General features: G+C 65.2%; 15 protein-coding genes. 6 read left to right on the top strand and 9 right to left on the bottom strand.

Features of this window, described 5'->3' with window-relative positions; all coding sequences use genetic code 11:
* Window positions 1-200: 200 nt before the first annotated feature.
* Window positions 201-2,375, bottom strand: coding sequence for an alpha/beta hydrolase family protein (locus I6A82_RS02430; protein WP_198093583.1), 2,175 nt, complete (start codon window positions 2,373-2,375; stop codon window positions 201-203).
* A gap of 221 nt (window positions 2,376-2,596) precedes the next feature.
* Here I6A82_RS02430 and paoA point away from each other — a divergent pair, with 221 nt between their 5' ends.
* From paoA to I6A82_RS02450, 4 genes are all read left to right on the top strand, one after another.
* On the top strand, window positions 2,597-3,232 hold the full coding sequence (gene paoA / locus I6A82_RS02435; protein ID WP_269750365.1) for an aldehyde dehydrogenase iron-sulfur subunit PaoA: 636 nt from the start codon (window positions 2,597-2,599) through the stop codon (window positions 3,230-3,232).
* 4 nt (window positions 3,233-3,236) lie between these two features.
* On the top strand, window positions 3,237-4,187 hold the full coding sequence (locus tag I6A82_RS02440; RefSeq protein ID WP_198093584.1) for an FAD binding domain-containing protein: 951 nt from the start codon (window positions 3,237-3,239) through the stop codon (window positions 4,185-4,187).
* A 14-nt stretch (window positions 4,188-4,201) separates the two neighbouring features.
* Window positions 4,202-6,400, top strand: coding sequence for an aldehyde oxidoreductase molybdenum-binding subunit PaoC (gene paoC / locus I6A82_RS02445; RefSeq protein WP_198093585.1), 2,199 nt, complete (start codon window positions 4,202-4,204; stop codon window positions 6,398-6,400).
* A gap of 115 nt (window positions 6,401-6,515) precedes the next feature.
* On the top strand, window positions 6,516-7,385 hold the full coding sequence (locus tag I6A82_RS02450) for a 3-hydroxyacyl-CoA dehydrogenase NAD-binding domain-containing protein (RefSeq protein WP_198093586.1): 870 nt from the start codon (window positions 6,516-6,518) through the stop codon (window positions 7,383-7,385).
* Window positions 7,386-7,409: 24 nt separating this feature from the next.
* On the opposite strand, the gene I6A82_RS02455 is transcribed toward I6A82_RS02450, so the two are convergent.
* Entirely contained in the window at window positions 7,410-7,787 is a 378-nt protein-coding gene (locus tag I6A82_RS02455) for a metallopeptidase family protein (RefSeq protein WP_187337117.1), read from the bottom strand.
* The gene (locus I6A82_RS02460; RefSeq protein ID WP_198093587.1) at window positions 7,787-8,392 is read right to left on the bottom strand and encodes a DUF3617 domain-containing protein; all 606 of its coding nucleotides are present in this window, start codon (window positions 8,390-8,392) and stop codon (window positions 7,787-7,789) included. The genes I6A82_RS02455 and I6A82_RS02460 overlap by 1 nt, the downstream gene beginning before the upstream one ends.
* 100 nt (window positions 8,393-8,492) lie before the next feature.
* On the opposite strand from I6A82_RS02460, the gene uvrB reads away from it, so the two are divergent.
* Together uvrB and I6A82_RS02470 are read left to right on the top strand one after the other, a co-directional pair.
* Entirely contained in the window at window positions 8,493-10,670 is a 2,178-nt protein-coding gene (uvrB, locus tag I6A82_RS02465) for an excinuclease ABC subunit UvrB (protein ID WP_198093588.1), read from the top strand.
* A 172-nt stretch (window positions 10,671-10,842) separates the two neighbouring features.
* A complete protein-coding gene (locus I6A82_RS02470) occupies window positions 10,843-11,169 on the top strand; it encodes a hypothetical protein (protein ID WP_198093589.1) in 327 nt (108 codons plus the stop codon).
* On the opposite strand, the gene I6A82_RS02475 is transcribed toward I6A82_RS02470, so the two are convergent.
* From I6A82_RS02475 to I6A82_RS02500, 6 genes are all read right to left on the bottom strand, one after another.
* Window positions 11,166-13,292 (bottom strand): protein-disulfide reductase DsbD domain-containing protein, encoded by a 2,127-nt coding sequence (locus tag I6A82_RS02475; protein WP_198095457.1) that lies wholly within the window; start codon window positions 13,290-13,292, stop codon window positions 11,166-11,168. The two genes, I6A82_RS02470 and I6A82_RS02475, sit on opposite strands and share 4 nt — an antisense overlap.
* An 85-nt stretch (window positions 13,293-13,377) precedes the next feature.
* On the bottom strand, window positions 13,378-14,310 hold the full coding sequence (locus tag I6A82_RS02480) for a right-handed parallel beta-helix repeat-containing protein (RefSeq protein ID WP_442945120.1): 933 nt from the start codon (window positions 14,308-14,310) through the stop codon (window positions 13,378-13,380).
* A gap of 152 nt (window positions 14,311-14,462) precedes the next feature.
* Complete coding sequence (metH, locus tag I6A82_RS02485; protein ID WP_198093590.1) at window positions 14,463-17,096, bottom strand: methionine synthase; 2,634 nt, start codon at window positions 17,094-17,096, stop codon at window positions 14,463-14,465.
* A 96-nt stretch (window positions 17,097-17,192) separates the two neighbouring features.
* Entirely contained in the window at window positions 17,193-18,257 is a 1,065-nt protein-coding gene (locus I6A82_RS02490) for a homocysteine S-methyltransferase family protein (RefSeq protein ID WP_198093591.1), read from the bottom strand.
* The gene (gene metF / locus I6A82_RS02495; protein WP_198093592.1) at window positions 18,254-19,198 is read right to left on the bottom strand and encodes a methylenetetrahydrofolate reductase; all 945 of its coding nucleotides are present in this window, start codon (window positions 19,196-19,198) and stop codon (window positions 18,254-18,256) included. Before metF ends, I6A82_RS02490 begins: the two co-directional genes overlap by 4 nt.
* On the bottom strand, window positions 19,195-20,181 hold the full coding sequence (locus tag I6A82_RS02500; protein WP_232343501.1) for an ArsR/SmtB family transcription factor: 987 nt from the start codon (window positions 20,179-20,181) through the stop codon (window positions 19,195-19,197). Before I6A82_RS02500 ends, metF begins: the two co-directional genes overlap by 4 nt.
* Window positions 20,182-20,284 lie beyond the last annotated feature (103 nt).

Genomic DNA, 20,284 nt, shown 5'->3' on the forward strand with positions numbered 1-20,284 from the left:
AGGGCGTTTATCGAACGCGCACCAAGGAGGCGAAACGCCCTTCGACAAGCTCAGGGCTACGGACTGCTGTTTCCTAACGAGCTGGAAAAGCCGTCATTGCGAGGAGCCCGCAGGGCGACGTGGCAATCCAGAGCCGTTACAGCGCTGCAGTCGCCCTGGATTGCTTCGTCGCCTCCGGCTCCTCGCAATAACGTTACCGCTTAAGGCGCAGCAGCCTCCGCGGGAGGCGTCCAGCTAGCCTTGTACTTTTCGAACCATGCCAGGATCGCCGCCGCCTTGGCCGCCGCCTGAGAAGGCCGCGCGGCGATGCTGCCGTGGCTGGCGCCGGGCACTTTGACCAGTGCGGTGGGCACGCCGCGCAGGCGCAGCGCGGTGTAATATTGCTCCGCCTCGCTCACCGGTGTGCGATAATCCTCGCTGCCGACGACAACGAGCGTGGGCGTTTCCACATTGCCGACCAGCGAGAGCGGCGAAAGCTTCCAATAGGCTTCCTGATTTTCCCAGGGTTGGCCGCCGATCCAATAGGGGCCGAAAAAGGCCGGGCCGTCGGCGGTGAGCGCCTGCGTGGTCCAGTTGATCACCGGCTTCTGCGCGGCGGCCGCTTTGAACCGATCCGTCTTGCCGACGATCCAGCTGGTCAGCACCCCGCCGCCCGAACCGCCGGTAACATAGAGCGCGTTCGGGTCGGCCACGCCCATCTCCACCGCCCGGTCGACGATGCTCATCAGATCGAAATAATCATTGCCCGGATAGGCCTTGTCGATCGCATCGGCGAAATCCTCGCCATAGCTCGTAGATCCGCGCGGATTGGCGGAAAGGACGGCATAGCCCGCGGCGGCATAAAGCTGGTTGTCGGTGGAGAAATGCGGACCATAGGCGGCGAAGGGACCGCCATGGATTTCCAGGATCAACGGAACGCGGCTGCCCTCGACATAGCCCGGCGGCAGCGTCAGCCAGCCGTCGATCGAGAGGCCGCCGACGCTGGATGTGGCGGTGATCTTGCGCACCTGCCCCAGCGCCTTGGTGGCACGCATCGAGGCGTTGAGATCGGTCAGGATGCGGGTGCGCCCGTTCGCCGCCAGCTGCACCTCGGCAGGCCGCGTCGCCGTGCCGCCGGTGAAGGCGATCGCATCGTTATCGGCCACCGAAAAGCTGCCGCCGGTATAGGGCCGGTCCAGTCCGCCGCCGTCCACGCCGCTCACCACGTCGCGCAACGATCCGTCGAGGCCGATGCGCGCCACCTTGGTCTCGCCCGCATCGTCATATTGGGCGTAGATGCCGCCGCCGTCATGATCCCAGACGATATTCGCCGGGCTGAAGTCCCAGTTTTCGGTGAGGATGCGCCGGTTCGATCCGTCCGTGTTCATCACATAGAGATCGTCATTCTCATAAGCGCGGCGCGCGTCGTCGAAACCGAGATAGGCGATTTTGCTGCCGTCCGGGGAAACCACGGGATGCCCGTCCGGCCCATCGCGGTCGGTAAGCTGGCGGATCGCGCCGCTGGCGATATCGAGCGCATAGACTTCGCCCTCCACCGGATCGGTCTGCCAGTCGGGCTTGCGGTTCGCACCGAAATAGAGCGTGCGGCCGTCCTTCGACCAGCTGAGCGGACCGCCGTCATGATAGGGCCCGAAGGTGAGCTGACGCGGCGCGCCGCCGCTGGCCGGGATCATGAAGATCTTGTCGAAGCCGGGCTGGATATAGCCCTGCCCGTCGGCGCGGTAGGTGAGCAGGTCGTAGATCTCCAGCGGCTCGGCCCATTTCGCGCCTTCGGGCTTGTCCTTGGGCTGACTGCCGAGCTTCAGCCCCTCATCCTTCACCAGCATGGTGTAGGCGATCGACTGCCCGTCGGGCGACCAGGCGAGGCTGCTCGGGCTGGTGGGAAGGCCGGTGAGGCGCACCGCCTCTCCGCCGTCCATCCAGCGCACCCAGAGCTGCGGGCTGCCGCCGGCGGTGGAGACATAAGCAAGCCGCGTGCCGTCGGGCGACCAGCGCGGCGAAAAGGCATCGCCGTCCTGCCCGGCGAGCGGCGTCTGCCTGCCGGTGGCGGTGTCGATCATCCAGATGTTGCTGACCGCGCGATCCTGCATGATGTCGTTCGACTGGCGCACATAGGCGATGCGGCGGCCGTCCGGGCTGATCTCCGGGTCGGCGGCGACGGCCAGGTTGAACAGATCTTCGCCGGTAAAGCGCCGGTTCGGCCCGGCCTGAGCGCTGCCGGTGGCGGAGCCTGCCATGGGCGGGGGCGTCGCAGCAGGCGCGGCCTCGGTCTGCGCGGGCGCGCCTTCGGGTGGGCTCTGCTCTTCCTGCGCGAAAAGCGGTTGGGCGGTAAGGGCGAACAGGCCGACACCGGCCAGGATCAGGGGGCTTCTCATAAGTCTCGCATGCGCTCCTTCCAGCTCGCTGGCCACTTCGATCCTGCAGGTCTGAACCGCATGTCACCGCTCGTCAATCACGGCGGCCCCGTGCACGACTCGCCCGTCCATGGGCCTAATCGAATCAGCCGATTAGACTTTGTGCGCGCCCGCCCCTACCCTCTTGGCCAAGACGTGCCCCTCCCGCACGCCAAACTCCCGAACGCTTCGGAGCCCGGACATTGACGAACAGCAAATTCCTCCCCCTCACGCGCCGGCACATGCTGGCGGCGAGCGCCGCGTCCGCTGCGGTGGTGAACGCCCCGCATGCCGCGCTGGCACAGCGCAGCCGGAACGAGGCCGCGCCGCCGCCGCAGATGAAGGTGAAGATGAAGGTGAACGGCAAGCCGCATGAGGTGGAGCTCGACACCCGCACCACGCTGCTCGACACGCTGCGCGAACATCTGCAGCTCACCGGTACCAAGAAGGGCTGCGATCATGGCCAGTGCGGCGCCTGCACGGTCATGGTGAACGGCACCCGCGTGAACAGCTGCCTCAGCCTCGCAGTGATGCACGAAGGCGACGAGGTGACCACGATCGAAGGGCTCGGCACACCGGACGATCTGCACCCGATGCAGGAAGCGTTCGTGAAGCATGACGGCTATCAATGCGGCTATTGCACGCCGGGCCAGATATGCTCCGCTGTCGCCACGCTGGAGGAAATCCGCAAGGGCATCCCGAGCCATGTGACCGGCGATCTGACCGGCTCCATCGCCCCCACCAATATGGAAATGCGTGAGCGGATGAGCGGCAATATCTGCCGCTGCGGCGCCTATTCCAACATTGCCGACGCCATGTCTGAAGTGGCGGAGGGCTGAGAACATGAAAAGCTTTACCTATGAACGCGCGGGCGATCCCGCCGCCGCGGCCAAGGCCGTTGCCACCCATCCAAATGCCAAGTTCATCGCCGGGGGCACCAACCTCCTCGATCTCATGAAGCTGGAGATCGAGACGCCCGCGCATCTCGTCGATGTGCAGGATCTGGGACTGGATAGAATCGAAAAGACCGACGATGGCGGGCTTCGCATCGGCACGCTGGTCAGCAACACCGCGCTGTCCGCCGACAGGCGGGTGCGGTCCGACTATGCCGTGCTCACCCGCGCGATCCAGGCGGGCGCGTCCGGCCAATTGCGCAACAAGGCGACGACGGGGGGCAATCTGCTCCAGCGCACGCGCTGTTCCTATTTTTACGACACCAACATGTCTTGCAACAAGCGGCGGCCGGGCAGCGGCTGCTCCGCCATCGGCGGCTCTTCCCGCCAGCTCGGCGTGATCGGCACGTCGGACGCCTGCATCGCCACCTATCCGGGCGATATGGCGGTGGCGATGCGCCTGCTCGATGCGGTGGTGGAGACGGTCAAGCCCGACGGCACTCGGCGCGCCATTCCGATCGCGGATTTCCACCGCCTGTGGGGCGATACGCCGCAGATCGAAACCGCGCTGGAGCCGGGCGAGATCATCACCCATGTGCGCCTGCCGAAGCCGCTGGGCGGACAGCATTTCTACCACAAGGTGCGCGACCGCCGGTCCTATGCCTTTGCGCTGGTCTCCGTGGCCGCCATCGTCATGCCGGACGGCACCGGCCGCGTCGCCTTTGGCGGCGTCGCGCCCAAGCCATGGCGCGTGGAGGAAGCCGATGCCCTGATGCCGCAGGGCGCCAAGGCGGTGGTCGCCCGCGCCTTTGCCGGTGCCCGGCCCACCGAGGACAACAAGTTCAAGATCCCGCTCGCCGAGCGCACGCTGGCCGGCGTGCTCGCGGACGCGAAGGCCTGAGAGGAGCGAACCCCATGGAATTCAACGCACCCGCAGGCGACAACCTGTTCGACAATGCCAAGATCGTCGGCAAGGCCACGCGCCGGATCGACGGCCCGCTGAAGACCAGCGGCCTGGCCCCTTACGCCTATGAACGCCACGATGTGGCGGCCAACCAGGCCTATGGCTGGGTGGTCGGCTCCGCCATATCGAAGGGGCGCATCAAATCGATGACCCTGGACGATGCGCGCGCCGCGCCCGGTGTGATCGCCGTCGTCGCGGCGACCGAGCATGAGCCGGTCGGCAGCAGCAATTTCAACATGGCGCCGCTGTTCGGCGGACGCGATGTCGCGCATTATCATCAGGCGATTGCCGTGGTGGTGGCCGAAACATTCGAGCAGGCCCGCGCCGCCGCCGCCCTGATCCGCACCGATTACGAGCGCGCGAAGGGCGTCCATTCGCTGGAAAAGGTGAAGGCTTCGGCCAAGGTCGGCAAGGGCTATGGCGGCGAGGATATGCGTGAGACGCGCGGCGATTTCGACGCGGCCTATGCGTCCGCCCCCGTCACCATCGACAGCCAATATACGACGCCGGACGAGAGCCATGCGATGATGGAGCCGATGGCGACCATCGCCGCCTGGGACGGCGACAAGCTGACGCTCTGGACGTCGAACCAGATGATCAACTGGTCCAAGCAGGCCATGGGCAGCATCCTGAAGATGCCGGCGGAAAACATCCGGGTGGATTCGCCCTATATCGGCGGCGGTTTCGGCGGAAAGCTGTTCATCCGCGCCGATGCGGTGATGGCCGCCTTGGGTGCCAAAGCAGCCAAGCGCCCGGTTAAAGTGGCGCTCCAACGCCCGCTGATCGCCAATAATTGCACGCATCGCCCCGCTACCATCCAGCGGCTGCGCATTGGCGCGGGCGAGGACGGGACGATCAGCGCGATCGCCCATGAATGCTGGTCCGCCAATATCACCGGCCAGGGCGGCGAGCATGGCACCGCGCAGACGCCCAAGCTCTACGCCGGGGACAACCGACTGGTCGCTTCCTATGTCGGTCAGATCGATCTGCCCGAAGGCAATGCCATGCGCGCGCCGGGCGAGGCGGTCGGCCATCTCGCGCTCGAGGTGGCGATGGACGAAATGGCGGAGAAGCTGGGCATGGACCCCGTAGAGTTCCGCATCGTCAACGAGCCCAAGACGTTGCCGGGCGATCCGTCCAAGCCGTTTTCGGAGCGGCATCTCGTCCGCTGCCTGCGCGAAGGGGCGGAGCGCTTCGGCTGGTCTTCCCGCAAGGCCGAGCCCGGTGCGACGCGCGAGGGGCGCTGGCTGAAGGGCATGGGTGTGGCCGCGGGCTATCGCGGTGCGCCGACGCAGAAATCGGCGGCGCGTGTGCAGCTGTCCGAGGACGGCCGCCTCACCGTGTTCACGGACATGACCGACATCGGCACCGGCAGCTACACCATTATCGCGCAGACCGCGGCGGAAAGCCTCGGCCTGCCGCTGGACCGCGTGCAGGTAGAACTGGGCGATTCGAACTATCCCGTAGCCGCCGGATCGGGCGGCCAATGGGGCGCGGCCTCCTCCACCGCGGGCGTCTATGCCGCCTGCGTCAACCTCCGCCGCAAGATCGGCGAGGCGCTCGGGATCGATGGCGATCAGGCCACCTTCGCGGACGGCTCGATTACATTGGGTGACGGATCCGCGAAGTTGACCGAAGCGGGCGCTGTGTCCGCGGACGGGGAGATGGACTTCGGCAAGTTCCAGCAGGATTACGACATCGGCACCTATGCGGGGCACTTCGTGGAAGTCGCGGTCGACGCCTATACCGGCGAAACCCGCGTCCAGCGGATGCTGGCGGTGTGCGATGCCGGACGCATCCTCAACCCGCTCTCCGCGCGCAGCCAGGTGATCGGCGCGATGACCATGGCCGCGGGCTCCGCACTGATGGAAGATCTGCATGTGGACGAACGCTTCGGCTTCTTCGTGAACCATGATCTGGCGGGTTACGAAGTGCCGGTCCACGCGGACATCCCGCATCAGGACTGCATCTTCCTCGACACGCTCGATCCCGTGATTTCGCCGATGAAGGCCAAGGGCGTGGGCGAGCTGGGCATTTGCGGCCCGGGCGCGGCGATCGCCAATGCGAGCTACAACGCCACCGGCATCCGCGTGCGCGAATATCCGCTGACGCTGGACAAATATCTGGACCGGCTGCCCGCCATCGCCTGACCCGGACGGGGTGGGCGGCGTGAAACCGTCTCCCGCCCCCGACGCGCTTGTCCCAAACGCGCCCATCTTCTAGGCCCGCGCCAACAAGGCGACCACGGGCGAAGGAGACACGGGCATGAACAGCGTAGGCATTATCGGCGCAGGGCAGATGGGCGCAGGCATCGCGCAGGTGTCCGCCGCAGCGGGCTACCGCGTGTTTCTGGCCGATGTGAGCCTGGAGGTCGCCGAAAAGGCCAAGGCGGATATCGGCAAGCGCCTATCCCGCCTGGTCGAGAAGGAGAAGATGGAGGCCAAGGCCGCCGAAACCGCGCTCGGCCGGATCGAGCCGGTCGGCTCCTTCGAACCGATGGCGAGCGCCGGACTGATTATCGAGGCGGCGACCGAGCGCGAAGAGGTGAAGCGCACCATCTTCGGCGAGGTCGGCAAGGTGCTGGGCCACAAGACGGTGCTGGCGTCCAACACCTCCTCCATCCCGATCACGCGGCTCGCCCAGGCCTCGCCCGATCCGGAGCGCTTTATCGGCGTGCACTTTTTCAACCCCGTGCCGGTGATGGACCTGATCGAGGTGATCAAGGGCCTCGCCACGTCCACCGAAACGGTCGAGACCGTGCGCGGTTACGGCAAGGCGCTGGGCAAGCAGATGGTGTTCGCCAACGACGCGCCCGGCTTCATCGTGAACCGCATCCTGCTGCCGATGCTGAACGAGGCCTGCTTCGCGCTGGGCGAAGGCGTGGCGAGCATCGAGGATATCGACACCGCCTGCCGCCTGGGCCTCAACCATCCGATGGGCCCGCTGACGCTGGCCGATTTCATCGGGCTCGATACCTGTCTGGAAATTACCCGCGTGCTGCACGAGACGACGGGCGATCCCAAATACCGCCCCGCGCCGCTGCTGGTGAAATATGTCGAAGCAGGCTGGTACGGCCGCAAATCGGGCCGCGGTTTCTACGACTATAGCGGCGATTCACCCAAGCCGACCCGCTAAGCGCACACCTCTGCGGGACGGGGCTCAGGCCTCGTCCTCCAGCGCGTGCATGTCATCGTCGGACAGGCCGAAATGATGGCCCATCTCGTGGATCATGACATGATGGACCAACCGCTCCACCGGAATGTCCCGCTCGCGTGCCTCCGCCAGGATCGGCAGGCGGAAGAGGTAGATGCGATCGGGCGTGCCGTCGGACACATCCCAGACGCTTTTGTTGTCGATCGGCCGGCCGGTATAGAGGCCCGAAAGCTGCATCGGATGGGTCAGCCCCACCGATTCCAGCATTTCCTGCGTTGCCAGATCCTGCACCCGCACGACCACATCTCCCAGATAGCGGCGGAATTCTTCCGGAAGGTTCGCGAGCGACCGCAGCGCGACCGCCTCCATCGCCGCTTCGTCCATCAGCCTTCACACGATCCGGTGCGCGTGCCGGTCAACTTGCCGGCCAGCTTGATCTTGCCGTTCGGGCTGTTCAGCACCTGGTTGGCCATGGCGAGTTCGAAGCTTTCCGGCTTCAGCTCCCCTTGCATGTCGGTGCGCATCCGGCGTCCACCCTCACCGCCGCAGGTCATGCTGATGGTGGTGAAATCGCCGCTTTGGCTGAACTTGTCGTAGCTGCAATCGCTATTGGTATCATTGCCGAAAAACTCCGGATCGGGCCGTCCGGCCTGATCGGCAGGCAGGCAATGGGCATATTCCTGAGTCGTGCCCTTCAGCGATTGGAGCGGTGCGCGAAGCGGCTCCGGCGCGTCGGGCGCATCGATGCTGGTGACGGTGAAACGCAGCTTCCACAGGCCCGGCTTCAGCTTGTCGGACAGGGTTTGGACCATCGCCTCCTGATTGGCGGCGCTTTCTTCCGGGCTCGCCCGCTCGGCCGCGGCCGCCTCGGGCGCCGCAGCGCTGCTGTCCGCCGCCGGCGCTGCATCCGTGCTTTCCTCCTTGCCCGAACAACCGGCAAGGGTGGCCAAGGCGGCCGCGGCGGCAAGAAGAACGGCGTGGGATTTCATCGGGCAACTCCGGTCGGGATCGGGCCGCTTTAGATAGGCGCGTGCTTCCGCCGTGCCTAGCCGCCTTGGCAGCGGGCCCCACCACCCACATATAGGCGCGATGGCAGAACTGGTGATCCGACGCGGGCTGGAAGAGCCCGAGACCGACGAGAATTTCAAGCCGCACAAGCCGGTTCGCCCCGAAAAGGCGGAAGGTGGGCAGAAGTTCAAGCTCGTCAGCGACTATGAGCCGTCCGGAGACCAGCCGACCGCTATCGCCGAACTGACGGAAAGCGCCCGCGATGGCGAGGCGACGCAGGTGCTCCTGGGCGTCACCGGCTCCGGCAAAACCTTCACCATGGCCAAGGTGATCGAAGAACTGCAGCGCCCGGCGCTGGTGCTGGCCCCCAACAAGATCCTCGCCGCGCAGCTTTACGGCGAGTTCAAGAGCTTCTTTCCGGAGAACGCGGTCGAATATTTCGTCAGCTATTACGACTATTATCAGCCCGAAGCCTATGTGCCGCGCTCCGACACCTACATCGAGAAGGAAAGCTCGATCAACGAGGCGATCGACCGGATGCGTCATTCGGCTACGCGCGCATTGCTGGAACGCGACGATGTGCTGATCGTCGCTTCCGTCTCCTGCCTTTACGGCATCGGATCGGTCGAGACCTATTCGGCGATGGTGTTCGACATCAAAAGGGAAGACACGGTCGACCAGCGCGAGCTGATCCGCAAGCTCGTCGCCCTCCAATACAAGCGCAACGACACCGCCTTTGCGCGCGGTAATTTCCGTGTGCGCGGCGATACACTGGAGCTGTTCCCTTCGCACTATGAAGACATGGCCTGGCGCATCGAATTTTTCGGCGACGAGGTGGAGTCGATCAGCGAGTTCGATCCGCTGACCGGCAAGAAGGGCGCGCAGTTGGACAAGGTGCGCGTCTATGCGAACTCGCACTATGTCACGCCCGGCCCGACGATGAAGCAGGCCGCCGAAGCCATCAAGTTCGAGCTTTCCGAGCGGCTGAAGGAGCTGGAAGCGGAAGGCAAGCTGCTGGAAGCGCAGCGGCTGGAACAGCGCACCAATTTCGATCTGGAGATGATCCACGCCACCGGCAGCTGCAACGGCATCGAGAATTACAGTCGCTTCCTCACCGGCCGCCTGCCCGGCGAGCCGCCGCCGACCCTGTTCGAATATCTGCCCGACAACGCGCTGCTGTTCGTCGACGAAAGCCACCAGACGGTGCCGCAGATCGGTGCGATGGCGCGCGGGGACCATCGGCGCAAGCTGACGCTGGCCGAATATGGCTTCCGCCTGCCGAGCTGCATCGACAACCGCCCCTTGCGCTTCAACGAATGGGACGCGATGCGCCCGCAGACTTTTGCGGTGTCCGCCACGCCCGGAAAGTGGGAGATGGAGGAGACCAGCGGCGTCTTTGCCGAGCAGGTGATCCGCCCCACGGGGCTGATCGATCCGCCGGTGGAGATCAAACCGGTCGAGGAACAGGTCGACGACCTGATCAACGAGGCGCGCATCACCGCGCAGAAGGGCTATCGCACCCTCGTCACCACGCTCACGAAGCGCATGGCCGAAGACCTCACCGAGTTCATGCACGAGGCCGGGATCAAGGTGCGCTACATGCACTCCGACGTCGAGACGCTGGAGCGTATCGAGCTGATCCGGGATCTGCGCATGGGCGTGTACGACGTGCTCGTCGGCATCAACTTGCTGCGCGAGGGGCTCGACATCCCCGAATGCGGGCTGGTCGCGATCCTAGATGCCGACAAGGAAGGCTTTCTGCGTTCCGAAACCTCGCTCATCCAGACCATCGGCCGCGCCGCCCGTAACGTCGACGGGCGCGTGATCCTCTATGCCGATCGCATCACCGGATCGATGGAGCGCGCGCTGGCCGAGACCGACCGGCGGCGCGAAAAGCAGCTCGCCTATAATGAAGAGCACGGCATCACGCCGAAGACGATCCGCAAGAACATCTCCGACATCGTGGCCTATGCCAGCAAGGACGATCGAGCCAAGGCGTCCAAGGACGAGCCCGAAAGCCTCGTGGGCCACAATCTGCGCGCCTATATCGAGGATCTGGAGAAGAAGATGCGCACCGCCGCGGCCGATCTGGAGTTCGAGGAAGCCGGGCGCCTGCGCGACGAGATCCGCAAGCTGGAGGCGGACGAACTCGGCCTGCCAGGCGACGAACAGGTCGCCGCACCGCGCGGCCGCGCCACCGAGGGACGACCGGGCACGCGCAAGATGCGATACGGCAAGACCCAGCGGAAAATGAGCTAAAGGCCGCCCGATTATTACTGCGTTACGATAGCGTAATTTTATTGCACGCATTTGCAGTGACTTCCGGTCATGACCACCAATCCGGGGTTGATGGGGTCGGCCGGGGTCGGCAGATGGGGAGAGGGGGGCGATAGTTCGGTCGCGTGTGACGGCCTGGAGTTTGAGTTTTTTAATGGTATCCAATCCCCCGCGTTCCCATACGGGCGCGCCCAATGCCCGGCTTATCGATTTCGACGAAGCGGTCATCAAAACCGGTCCCATGGGAAGCACGCGCTTCCTTCGCGTGCGCGGCACCCTTCCCGACGATGGCCTGGGCGTGAAGCTTGCGCCCCGCATTTACGCGACAAAGCCTGATTACTGGGTAATCGAAGTGGCCGCGCAGATATCGCGTGACGTGACCGAGCGCGCTTTCGAAGTGTCTATTCCGATCGACGGGGTTACCGGCACAAAGGGAATTATCGTGCGCGGACACACCCACGAAGTGCAGTTCGAAAACTAACGCGCCGCCAGATCGATCAGCATATCCTGGCTGAGCAGTTGCGGTAGCTCTTTCGGCGCTCCGCCGTCTTTTGGGTAGAACAGATAAAAAGGCACGCCCGCCCGGCCATGCGCGGCCAGGAATCGTGCGATGGCCGGATCGCGGCGGGTGAAGTCCCCACTCATCACCGCAACATTGCCCCGTTCGAACGCGCGGGCCACGCCCTCCCGCTCGATCGCGGCAGCCTCGTTCGCCTTGCAGGTGACGCACCAATCAGCAGTGAAATAAAGGAAGATCGGGCGCCCCTCGGCCTGCAATTGCGCCAGCCGCGCCTCATCGAACGGCAGCGAATTGCTGCGGCCATTGTGCGCAGCAAAACTGCTCTCCGGAGCCGCCGCGACCAGCGCGGGGGGCAGCAGCAAAACCGCCAAGGCGCCTGCCGCCAGCAGCGGCACCGCGCCCGCGCCGCCGCGCTGACCGCGACCCAGCAGCAGCAGAATGGCGAGCATCGCCACCGCCGCGACGACGCCCGCGATGATCAGGTTCGGGCCGCCCAGACGCCACAGCAGCCAGCCCAGCGCCAATGCGGTCAGAGCCATCGGCAGCGCCATCCATTTGCGGAAGGTCTCCATCCATGCCCCCGGCTTGGGCAGCCAGCGGCGCAGCGTGGGGATGAACCCGATGGCGAGGAAAGGCAGCGCCAGTCCGATGCCCAGCCCCGCGAACAGCAGCAGCGCGGCCGGAACGGGCAGCAGCAGGGCCGCGCCCAACGCGGCGGCCATGAACGGCCCGGTGCAGGGCGTGGCGACGAACGCAGCGAGCGCGCCGGTCCAGAAGCTGCCGCTCGCCCCGCCCGATCGGGTCAAGCGATCACCCACTGCGAGGCCAGGTACGGTGAACATGCCCAGCAGGTTGGCGACGATCCCCACGGTGAGCAGGAACAGCGCCACCACCACGGCCGGCTCCTGCAACTGGAATGCCCAGCCCACCGCCTCACCGCGCGCGCGCAAAGCGAGCAGCAGACCGCCCAGCGCCAGGCAGGCAAGGATCGCCCCTGCGCCATAAGCCAGCGCATCGCGGCGCGCCTCCGCCTCGCCGATGGCCGCGCGGCTCAGGCTGATCGCCTTCAGGCCCAGGATCGGGAATACACAAGGCAGGATGTTGAGGAGCAGGCCGCCAAGCAGCGCCGCGCCAAAGCTTAAAAGCAGGGTAGGCGCATCGGCGGCGGCGGGATCGCCACTGCCCGCCAGTGGCACTCCCCCGGTCGGCACGGCCCCCGGCGCGGCGGAGATGGAAAGGCCGGTGCCGTCTCCCAGCGCCAGCAGGCCGGAAACGTCCTTGGGTGATGCGCCGGCCGCCCTGGTCTCCATCACCAGCCGGTCACCCACGCGCGAAAACCGCTGGGGCGCGGCGTAATCGACCATGCCGTCGGCGCTCGCAAAGAAATGGGGTGCCGGCGCGGCGGCATCGGCCGGGAAGGGGATGGCGAGCCGCAACAGGCCGTTCGCCACCTCGAACGTTGCGGGCCGATCGAGCGGCGTCGGCAGGGCCGAGCGGAAACCGTCGAACCGTTCGGTGGCCGCCTTTCCGCCCGGACCGGCAACCAGCGTCGTTTCGAAATGGCCAGTCTCCGGCACGCAAATCTCGTCGGTACAGGCGAGCCATTGCGCGTCGAGCGCGATCGGCAGCCGCGTGCCAGGTGCGACGCTCTTGTCCAGCGTCAGATCGAACAGCAGCGCATGCGGCCCTTCATAGACATGGTTCATCAGCCCCGCGATCGTCAGCGTCTGCGGCACCGGAAATTGCGCCTCGCCCACCGTCACGCCCTTCGGCAGCGTCCATTTCAGATCGATCCCGAACCCCGCATCGCCGGGATTGGACCAATAGCCGTGCCAGCCGGCATCCGGCTTGAACGACAGCGCCAGCGTATCACCACCGCCTGGCGCCACCTTGCCGTTCTCGACCAACAGCGCACCGCGGATATGCGTGGCGTTGCCGCCCTGCGCATGGGCCGGGGCCGCCACGCAGAAGGTGGCCGTGAGCGCGATCAGCAGCAACGCCGCAAGGGCCGCGCCGATGCGAACGAAAGGTCGCAAATGTAACGGGACACCCCCGAAGAATTCGGTCGACGCGTGCCCTGCCATCGATGAACGGAGAAGAGCGGCGGTCGGTCGGGCGGTCATGGTGCGCCCCCTATACAGACTGCCCGCCGCGTAGGACAGCGCCGCCTCAGCGCCGCTCGAACGGCTTCAGCTTCGGGCCCAGACGGTTTGCGCCAAGCTGCACCCGGTCTCCCGACCAATCGGCCAGGAAGGTCGTGGTGCGGTCGATGCCGGGGCCGACGCGCGCGTCATTGTTGCGCACGATCAGGCCGTTGCTCGAATGCTCCTTGCCCTCCGCGGCGACGGCGATGAAGGCGGAGTAATTCTCCTTGTCGCGGCCTTGCACAAAGACATTGCCCTCGATCACCCCGGTGGAGCCGTTAGGCAGATCGATCATATAATTGGTGGCGCGCCCGCGCGTGTCGTCAAAGCTCGAATCGGTCACCGTCGTGCGGCGCGCGCGGCTTTTCACATAATGGCCGCCATTGCCCTGCTGAAAGCGGCTGCGCGTGACGCTGAGCGATCCGTAATCGCCGATGTAAATGCTGTGCGCGCAGGACAGCCCCCGGTCACACCGGCCAAGGCCGGAGAAGGTGGAACGATCGATTCGGATGGCAGACGAAGGGTCGTCGGCGGTGAGGATGCCCTGTTCGCTATTGCGGAAATAGCTGTTGGAGACGCTGAGATTGCCCTGCTCCAGCCGGATGCCCGCGCCGTTGCCGTCGGCAACCGCCATGTTCTGGAAGATAATCCCGTTCACCGTCGCGGCCCGTCCGCGCAGGACGAGCGCGGCCTTATCCTCGCAGATCCCGCCGTCGAAAATCGCCTTGCCGGGCACCGCCGCGCGATAGGTCACCGCGCCGCCTTCCTGCACCGCGCAATCACGATGTACGCCGGGGGAGACCAGGATCGTGCCCGTGCCATTGCCGATCGCATCGACTGCGGCTTGCAATGATCCGTAGCCGCGCCCGCTTTCGGCGACGCTGTAGGGCGCAGTGTTTTGCGCAGCGGCAGGCGCCGCAGCCATCAAGGCGAGAGCGCAAAGGGCGAGGCGGGGCATGGTGCGGTTCATGGGACGGGCCGATAGCATGGAGGGGGCGATGGCGACGAACAGCTTAACCATGACTGAAACGCCGCGTTCCAAGACGGGACGAAGGAGGCGGCAAAAGCTGCGTCATTGCGAACCGGAGGGGACGCGATGACACGGCTCTCTTACTCGTTCAAATTCGGCCGCAGCCACTGGCGCGCCTGGTCGATCGAAACGCCGCGCCGCGCCGCATAATCCTCCAATTGATCATCCCCGATCCGCGCCACACCGAAATAGTCCGCGTCCGGGTGGCCGAAATACATGCCGGATACCGCGGCGGTGGGATACATAGCGAAGCTCTCGGTCAGCGTGATGCCCGCGACGTCGCCCGCATCGTCCGCCAGCATATCGAACAGGATGGGCTTCAGGCTGTGATCCGGGCAGGCCGGATAGCCGGGTGCGGGACGAATCCCGCGATATTCCTCCTTGATCAGCGCTTCGTTGGTGAGCTGCTCACCGGGCGCATAGCCCCACAGATCCGCGCGGACGAGCGCATGCATCCGCTCGGCCATCGCCTCGGCCAGCCGGTCGGCCAGCGCCTTCAGCAGGATGTCCGAATAATCGTCATGCGCGGCCTGGAATTCCTTCGACTTCGCCTCGATGCCGTGGCCCGCGCACACCGCGAACCCACCGAACCAGTCGCCCGTAGGATCGATGAAATCGGCCAGGCACATATTCGCGCGCCCTTCGCGCTTGGGCACCTGCTGGCGCAGCATGGGCAGCGCCACGTCCTGCCCGCCTTTCGGAGAGGATTGCACGATCACATCGTCGCCATCGCGCGTGCAGGGCCACAGGCCGATCACAGCCTTCACGCGCAGCCATTTCTCCTCGATGATCCGCTCGAGCATCGCATCGGCATCGCGCTTCAGGTTGCGCGCGCTTTCGCCGACGATTTCGTCATCCAGGATCGCGGGATAGGTGCCCGCCAATTCCCAGGCGCGGAAGAAAGGCGTCCAGTCGATATAATTGCGCAGGTCCGCGATCGGCCACTCGTCGAACCGGTGAATGCCGGGCTTTACGGGCGCATCGGGCTTCAACGCGAAATCCGTCGGGAAGGCGTTGGCGCGCGCTTCTTCCAGGCTGGCGAGCTTCTTCGCCACCTTGCCGCCGCGCGCGACGCGCACCGCCTCATAGTCGGCGCGAATACCGGAGAGATAATCGTCTAGGCCGGTATCGCTCACCAGATTGGTGGCGACGCCGACGGCACGACTGGCGTCGATCACATGCACGGTCGCGCCCGAATAGGCGGGTTCGATCCGGAGCGCGGTGTGCGCCTTGCTGGTGGTGGCCCCGCCGATCAGGAGGGGCAGTTTCAGCCCCGCCTTTTCCATCTCCTCGGCCACTGTCACCATCTCGTCGAGCGAGGGGGTGATAAGTCCCGAAAGGCCGATCATGTCCGCATCATTCTCGTTCGCCGCCTGCAGGATCGTGGGCCAGGGTACCATCACGCCGAGGTCGATCACCTCGAACCCGTTGCACTGCAGCACCACGCCGACGATGTTCTTCCCGATATCGTGGACGTCTCCCTTCACGGTCGCCATCACGATCTTGCCCTTGCCCTTGGACTTTTCGTCCTTCTCCGCCTCGATATAGGGGAACAGGTGGGCGACGGCCTTCTTCATCACGCGGGCGGATTTCACCACCTGCGGCAGGAACATCTGGCCCGATCCGAAGAGGTCTCCGACCACATTCATGCCGTCCATCAACGGACCTTCGATCACCTCGATCGGGCGCCCGCCGGCTTCCTTCACCGCGACGCGCATTTCTTCGGTATCGTCCACGATATGCGCGTCGATGCCTTTGACGAGCGCATGTTCGAGGCGCTTGGCGACCGGATAGCCGCGCCATTCCTCGGCCGCCTTTTCCGCCGCCGCATCTTGGCCGCGATAGCTTTCGGCCAGCTCGATCAGCCGCTCGGTTGCGTCGTCGCGGCGGTCGAAGATCACATCCTCGCATGCTTCGCGTAAGGTCGGTTCGATCTGGTCGTAGATATCGAGCTGCCCGGCGTTGACGATCGCCATGTCCAGCCCGGCGGGGATGGCGTGATAGAGGAACACGCTGTGCATCGCACGGCGCACGATCTCATTGCCGCGGAAGGAAAAGCTGAGGTTGGAGAGCCCGCCGGAGAAATGCGCGTGCGGGCAGCTGACCGAGAGGTGCCGCACCGCCTCGATGAAGTCGATCGCATAGCGGCGATGCTCGTCGATGCCGGTGGCCACGGCAAAGACGTTGGGATCGAAGATGATGTCTTCGGGCGGAAAGCCGTTCTCCGTCAGCAGCTTGTAGGCGCGCTCGCAGATCTCGATCTTGCGCTCCTTCGTGTCCGCCTGGCCGGTCTCGTCGAACGCCATCACCACCGCAGCGGCACCGTAGGAGCGGCATTTGGCGGCGGCTTCCAGGAAGAGTTCTTCGCCCTCCTTCATCGAGATGGAGTTCACAATCGGCTTGCCCGACACGCATTTCAGGCCCGCCTCGATCACCTCCCATTTGGAGCTGTCGATCATGATCGCCACGCGCGCGATGTCCGGCTCCGCCGCGATCCGCTTCAGGAAGCGCGTCATCGCCTCCACCGCGTCGAGCAGGCCTTCGTCCATGTTCACATCGACGATCTGCGCGCCGTTTTCGACCTGATCGCGCGCGACCTCGACCGCGGCTTCATAATCGCCGGCCAAGATCAGCTTCTTGAAGCGCGCCGATCCGGTGACGTTGGTACGCTCGCCGATATTGACGAAATTGGCGGAGGAGGGGGTCTGGGTCATGATATAAATCCGTTAGCCCTGAGCCTGTCGAAGGGCGTCCAGCGCATGCGAGAAACGGGCTTCGACAGGCTCAGCCCTTATAGTTTCGAGAGAAAATCAGGCAGCCATCGTAAAGGGTTCGAGACCGGCGAGGCGCGTGCGCACTTCCGGCGTCGGAATGGTGCGCGGTTCGCGTCCTGCCACCACCTTCGCCATCGCGGCGATATGGCCGGGCGTTGTACCGCAGCAGCCGCCGACGATGTTGACGAGCTTTTCGTCGAGCCACGGACCGATCCGCTCCGCCGTCTCATGCGGCTGCTGATCATATTCGCCCAGATCATTCGGCAGACCGGCATTGGGGTAAGCGAGAATGAGCGTATCTGCCGCCTTGGACAGCGCGGTAAGGTACGGCCTGAGCGTTTCGGGACCGAACGAGCAGTTGAGCCCCACCGCGATCGGCTTCACATGGCGCACCGCATGCCAGAAGGCCTCGACCGTATGGCCGGACAGGTTGCGCCCGGACATGTCGGTCACCGTAAAGCTCAGCATGATCGGCACCTCGCGCCCCGCCGCCTGCGCCGCCTCGGCGGCGGCCATGGCGGCAACCTTGGCGTTCAGCGTGTCGAAGATCGTCTCGATCAGCAGGAAGTCCACACCGCCCTCGATCAGTGCATCGCACTGTTCGCGGTAGACCGCCTTCATCTGATCGAAGTCCACTTCGCGGAAGCCGGGATCGTTCACGTCCGGAGACAGCGAAAGCGTCTTGTTGGTCGGCCCGATCGCTCCGGCGACGAAGCGGCGCTTGCCGTCTTTCGCTTCGGCCGCGTCGCACGCCTCGCGCGCCACCTTGGCGGAGGCGAGGTTCACCTCGCGCACCAGATGTTCGCAGGCATAATCGGCCAACGCGATGGCGGTGGAGCTGAAGCTGTTGGTTTCGATCATGTCCGCGCCGGCGTTCAGATAATCGGTGTGAATATCGCGGATCACGTCGGGTCGGGTCAGGCTGAGCAGATCGTTATTGCCCTTCTGATCCGCCGAAAGCTCCAGATCCCCGCGATAATCGGCTTCGGTCAGCTTGCGGTTCTGGATCGCGGTGCCGTAACCGCCGTCGAACATGAGGATCTGCTTCGCGGCGCGATCGCGAAATTCTTCGGCGGCGGCGGATTTGGTCAGGACGCTCATGCGGCTTTCTCCTTGGACGCGTGGTCGGCCGGGCGTTTGCCGAGCAGGTGGCAGATGGCGTAAGCCAGTTCGGCGCGGTTCAGCGTGTAGAAGTGGAACTGGCGCACCCCGCCCGCATAAAGGCGGCGGCACATTTCGGCGGCCACCGTGGCGGCGACGAGCTGGCGGGCGTCGGGCATATCGTCGAGCCCGTCGAACAGGCGGTTCATCCAGTCCGGAATTTCCGCGCCGCACATACCGGCGAATTTGCGGGTCTGCGCGACGTTGGAGACGGGCAGGATGCCGGGCACGATTTCCTGATCGATCCCGTGCGCGGCGCAGGCATCGCGGAAGCGAAAGAAGCTGTCCGACTGGAAGAAGAACTGCGTGATCGCGCGGCTGGCGCCTGCATCCAGCTTACGCTTCAAATTGTCGAGATCGGAATCCGGGCAATCGGCCTCCGGATGCGTTTCCGGATAGGCGGCGACGGAGATTTCGAAATCGGCGATCTCCTTCAGGCCCTTCACCAATTCGGCGGCGCTGGCATAGCCTTCCGGATGGGGCACGAATTTCGCGCCTTCGCTCGGTGGATCGCCGCGCAGCGCGACGATATGGCGCACACCCGCTTCCCAATATTGTTCGGCGACTTCGCGAATTTCCGCCTTGCTCGCCTCTACGCAGGTCAGATGCGCGGCGGCCGGCAAGCCGGTTTCGCGGATGATGCGCGCCACGGTCTTGTGCGTGCGCTCGCGCGTCGATCCGCCCGCGCCGTAAGTGACTGAGACGAAGCGCGGCTCCAGAGGCGCCAGCGTCAGGATCGAATCCCAGAGCTTCTCCTCCATCTTCTCGCTCTTGGGCGGGAAGAATTCGAAGCTGATTTCCGCATCGCCCGGAAGGCCTGCGAACAGCGGCTCCCCCGTTGCGAACTGCGCCTCATTCAACTGCGCAACCGATAGCGTCATGCGGCCCTCCTCCTCGGCTTATCGCCGACCCGTTCCTCATTGCCCCGTTTGTCGTTCGACGCGCGCGGATGCGCCTCCGCCGGCCCGGCCTTGCGTCCCAGCCAGATCTTAACATCCAGCGTTTCGCCCTCCAGCGTTTCGCGACGCTCGGTCGTCAGCCCCTCGGCATCGAACCACCGCGCCATGGCGCCATCCGAAAAGCCCAGACGGGTGTGGGCGTGCGCGCCGCGCAGCTCCTCCAGCTCGTGCGGCGCGAAATCGACGATCATCAGGCGGCCACCGGGTGCCAGAACGCGCGCGGCCTCCGCAATCACCCGTTCGGGTGCCTGGGCATAGTGCAGCACGAGATGGCAGACGATCATGTCCGCGCTGGCATCGGCAACGGGCAGCGCGGCGATATCGCCCTGCAAAAGTTCGGCCTGCAGCGCGTCGTCCAGCTTGGCGCGGGCCAGGCGCAGCATGTCCGGGCTGCGATCGATGCCGCAGCTGCTGGAGGCGCGCGGGCCGAACAGTTCGATCATCCGGCCGGTGCCGGTGCCGATATCGATCAAGCGGCCAACCGCGCCATTGCCGACCATAGCCAGCATCGTCGCCTCCACCTCCCGCTCGGGAACGTGGAGGGAGCGGATCTCGTCCCATTTGTCCGCCTGCGCGGCGAAATAGGCCTCGGCATTGCGGGTGCGTTCGGCGCGCACTTCGGCGAGACGGCGGCGATCCTCCACCGCCATGGCATCCTCGCGGGTGCCGCAATCCTCCACCAATCTGCGAATACCGGGCAGCGCGGCCGATTGGCCGGGGCGAAGGAACGTCCAGCTGCCCTCGCGCCGCCGCTCGGCCAGTCCGGCATCGCACAGGATGCGGATATGGCGGCTGGCGCGCGGCTGGCTCTGTTCCAGAATCTGCGCGATTTCGCCGACCGCCAGCTCGGTCTCTAGGATCAGCAGCATGATGCGAATGCGGCTATCGTCGGCCAGCGCGCGCATGATCGCGGGCAAATCGCGGTGGCCATCGCTGAACTCTGCGGGCGCGGGGGTGGCGGATGAGGTCATTTGAAATTCGGATATAAAGTTTTCTTTATATGCGGTC

It is taken from the genome of Novosphingopyxis sp. YJ-S2-01 (assembly GCF_016093175.1).
GTDB lineage: Bacteria > Pseudomonadota > Alphaproteobacteria > Sphingomonadales > Sphingomonadaceae > Novosphingopyxis > Novosphingopyxis iocasae.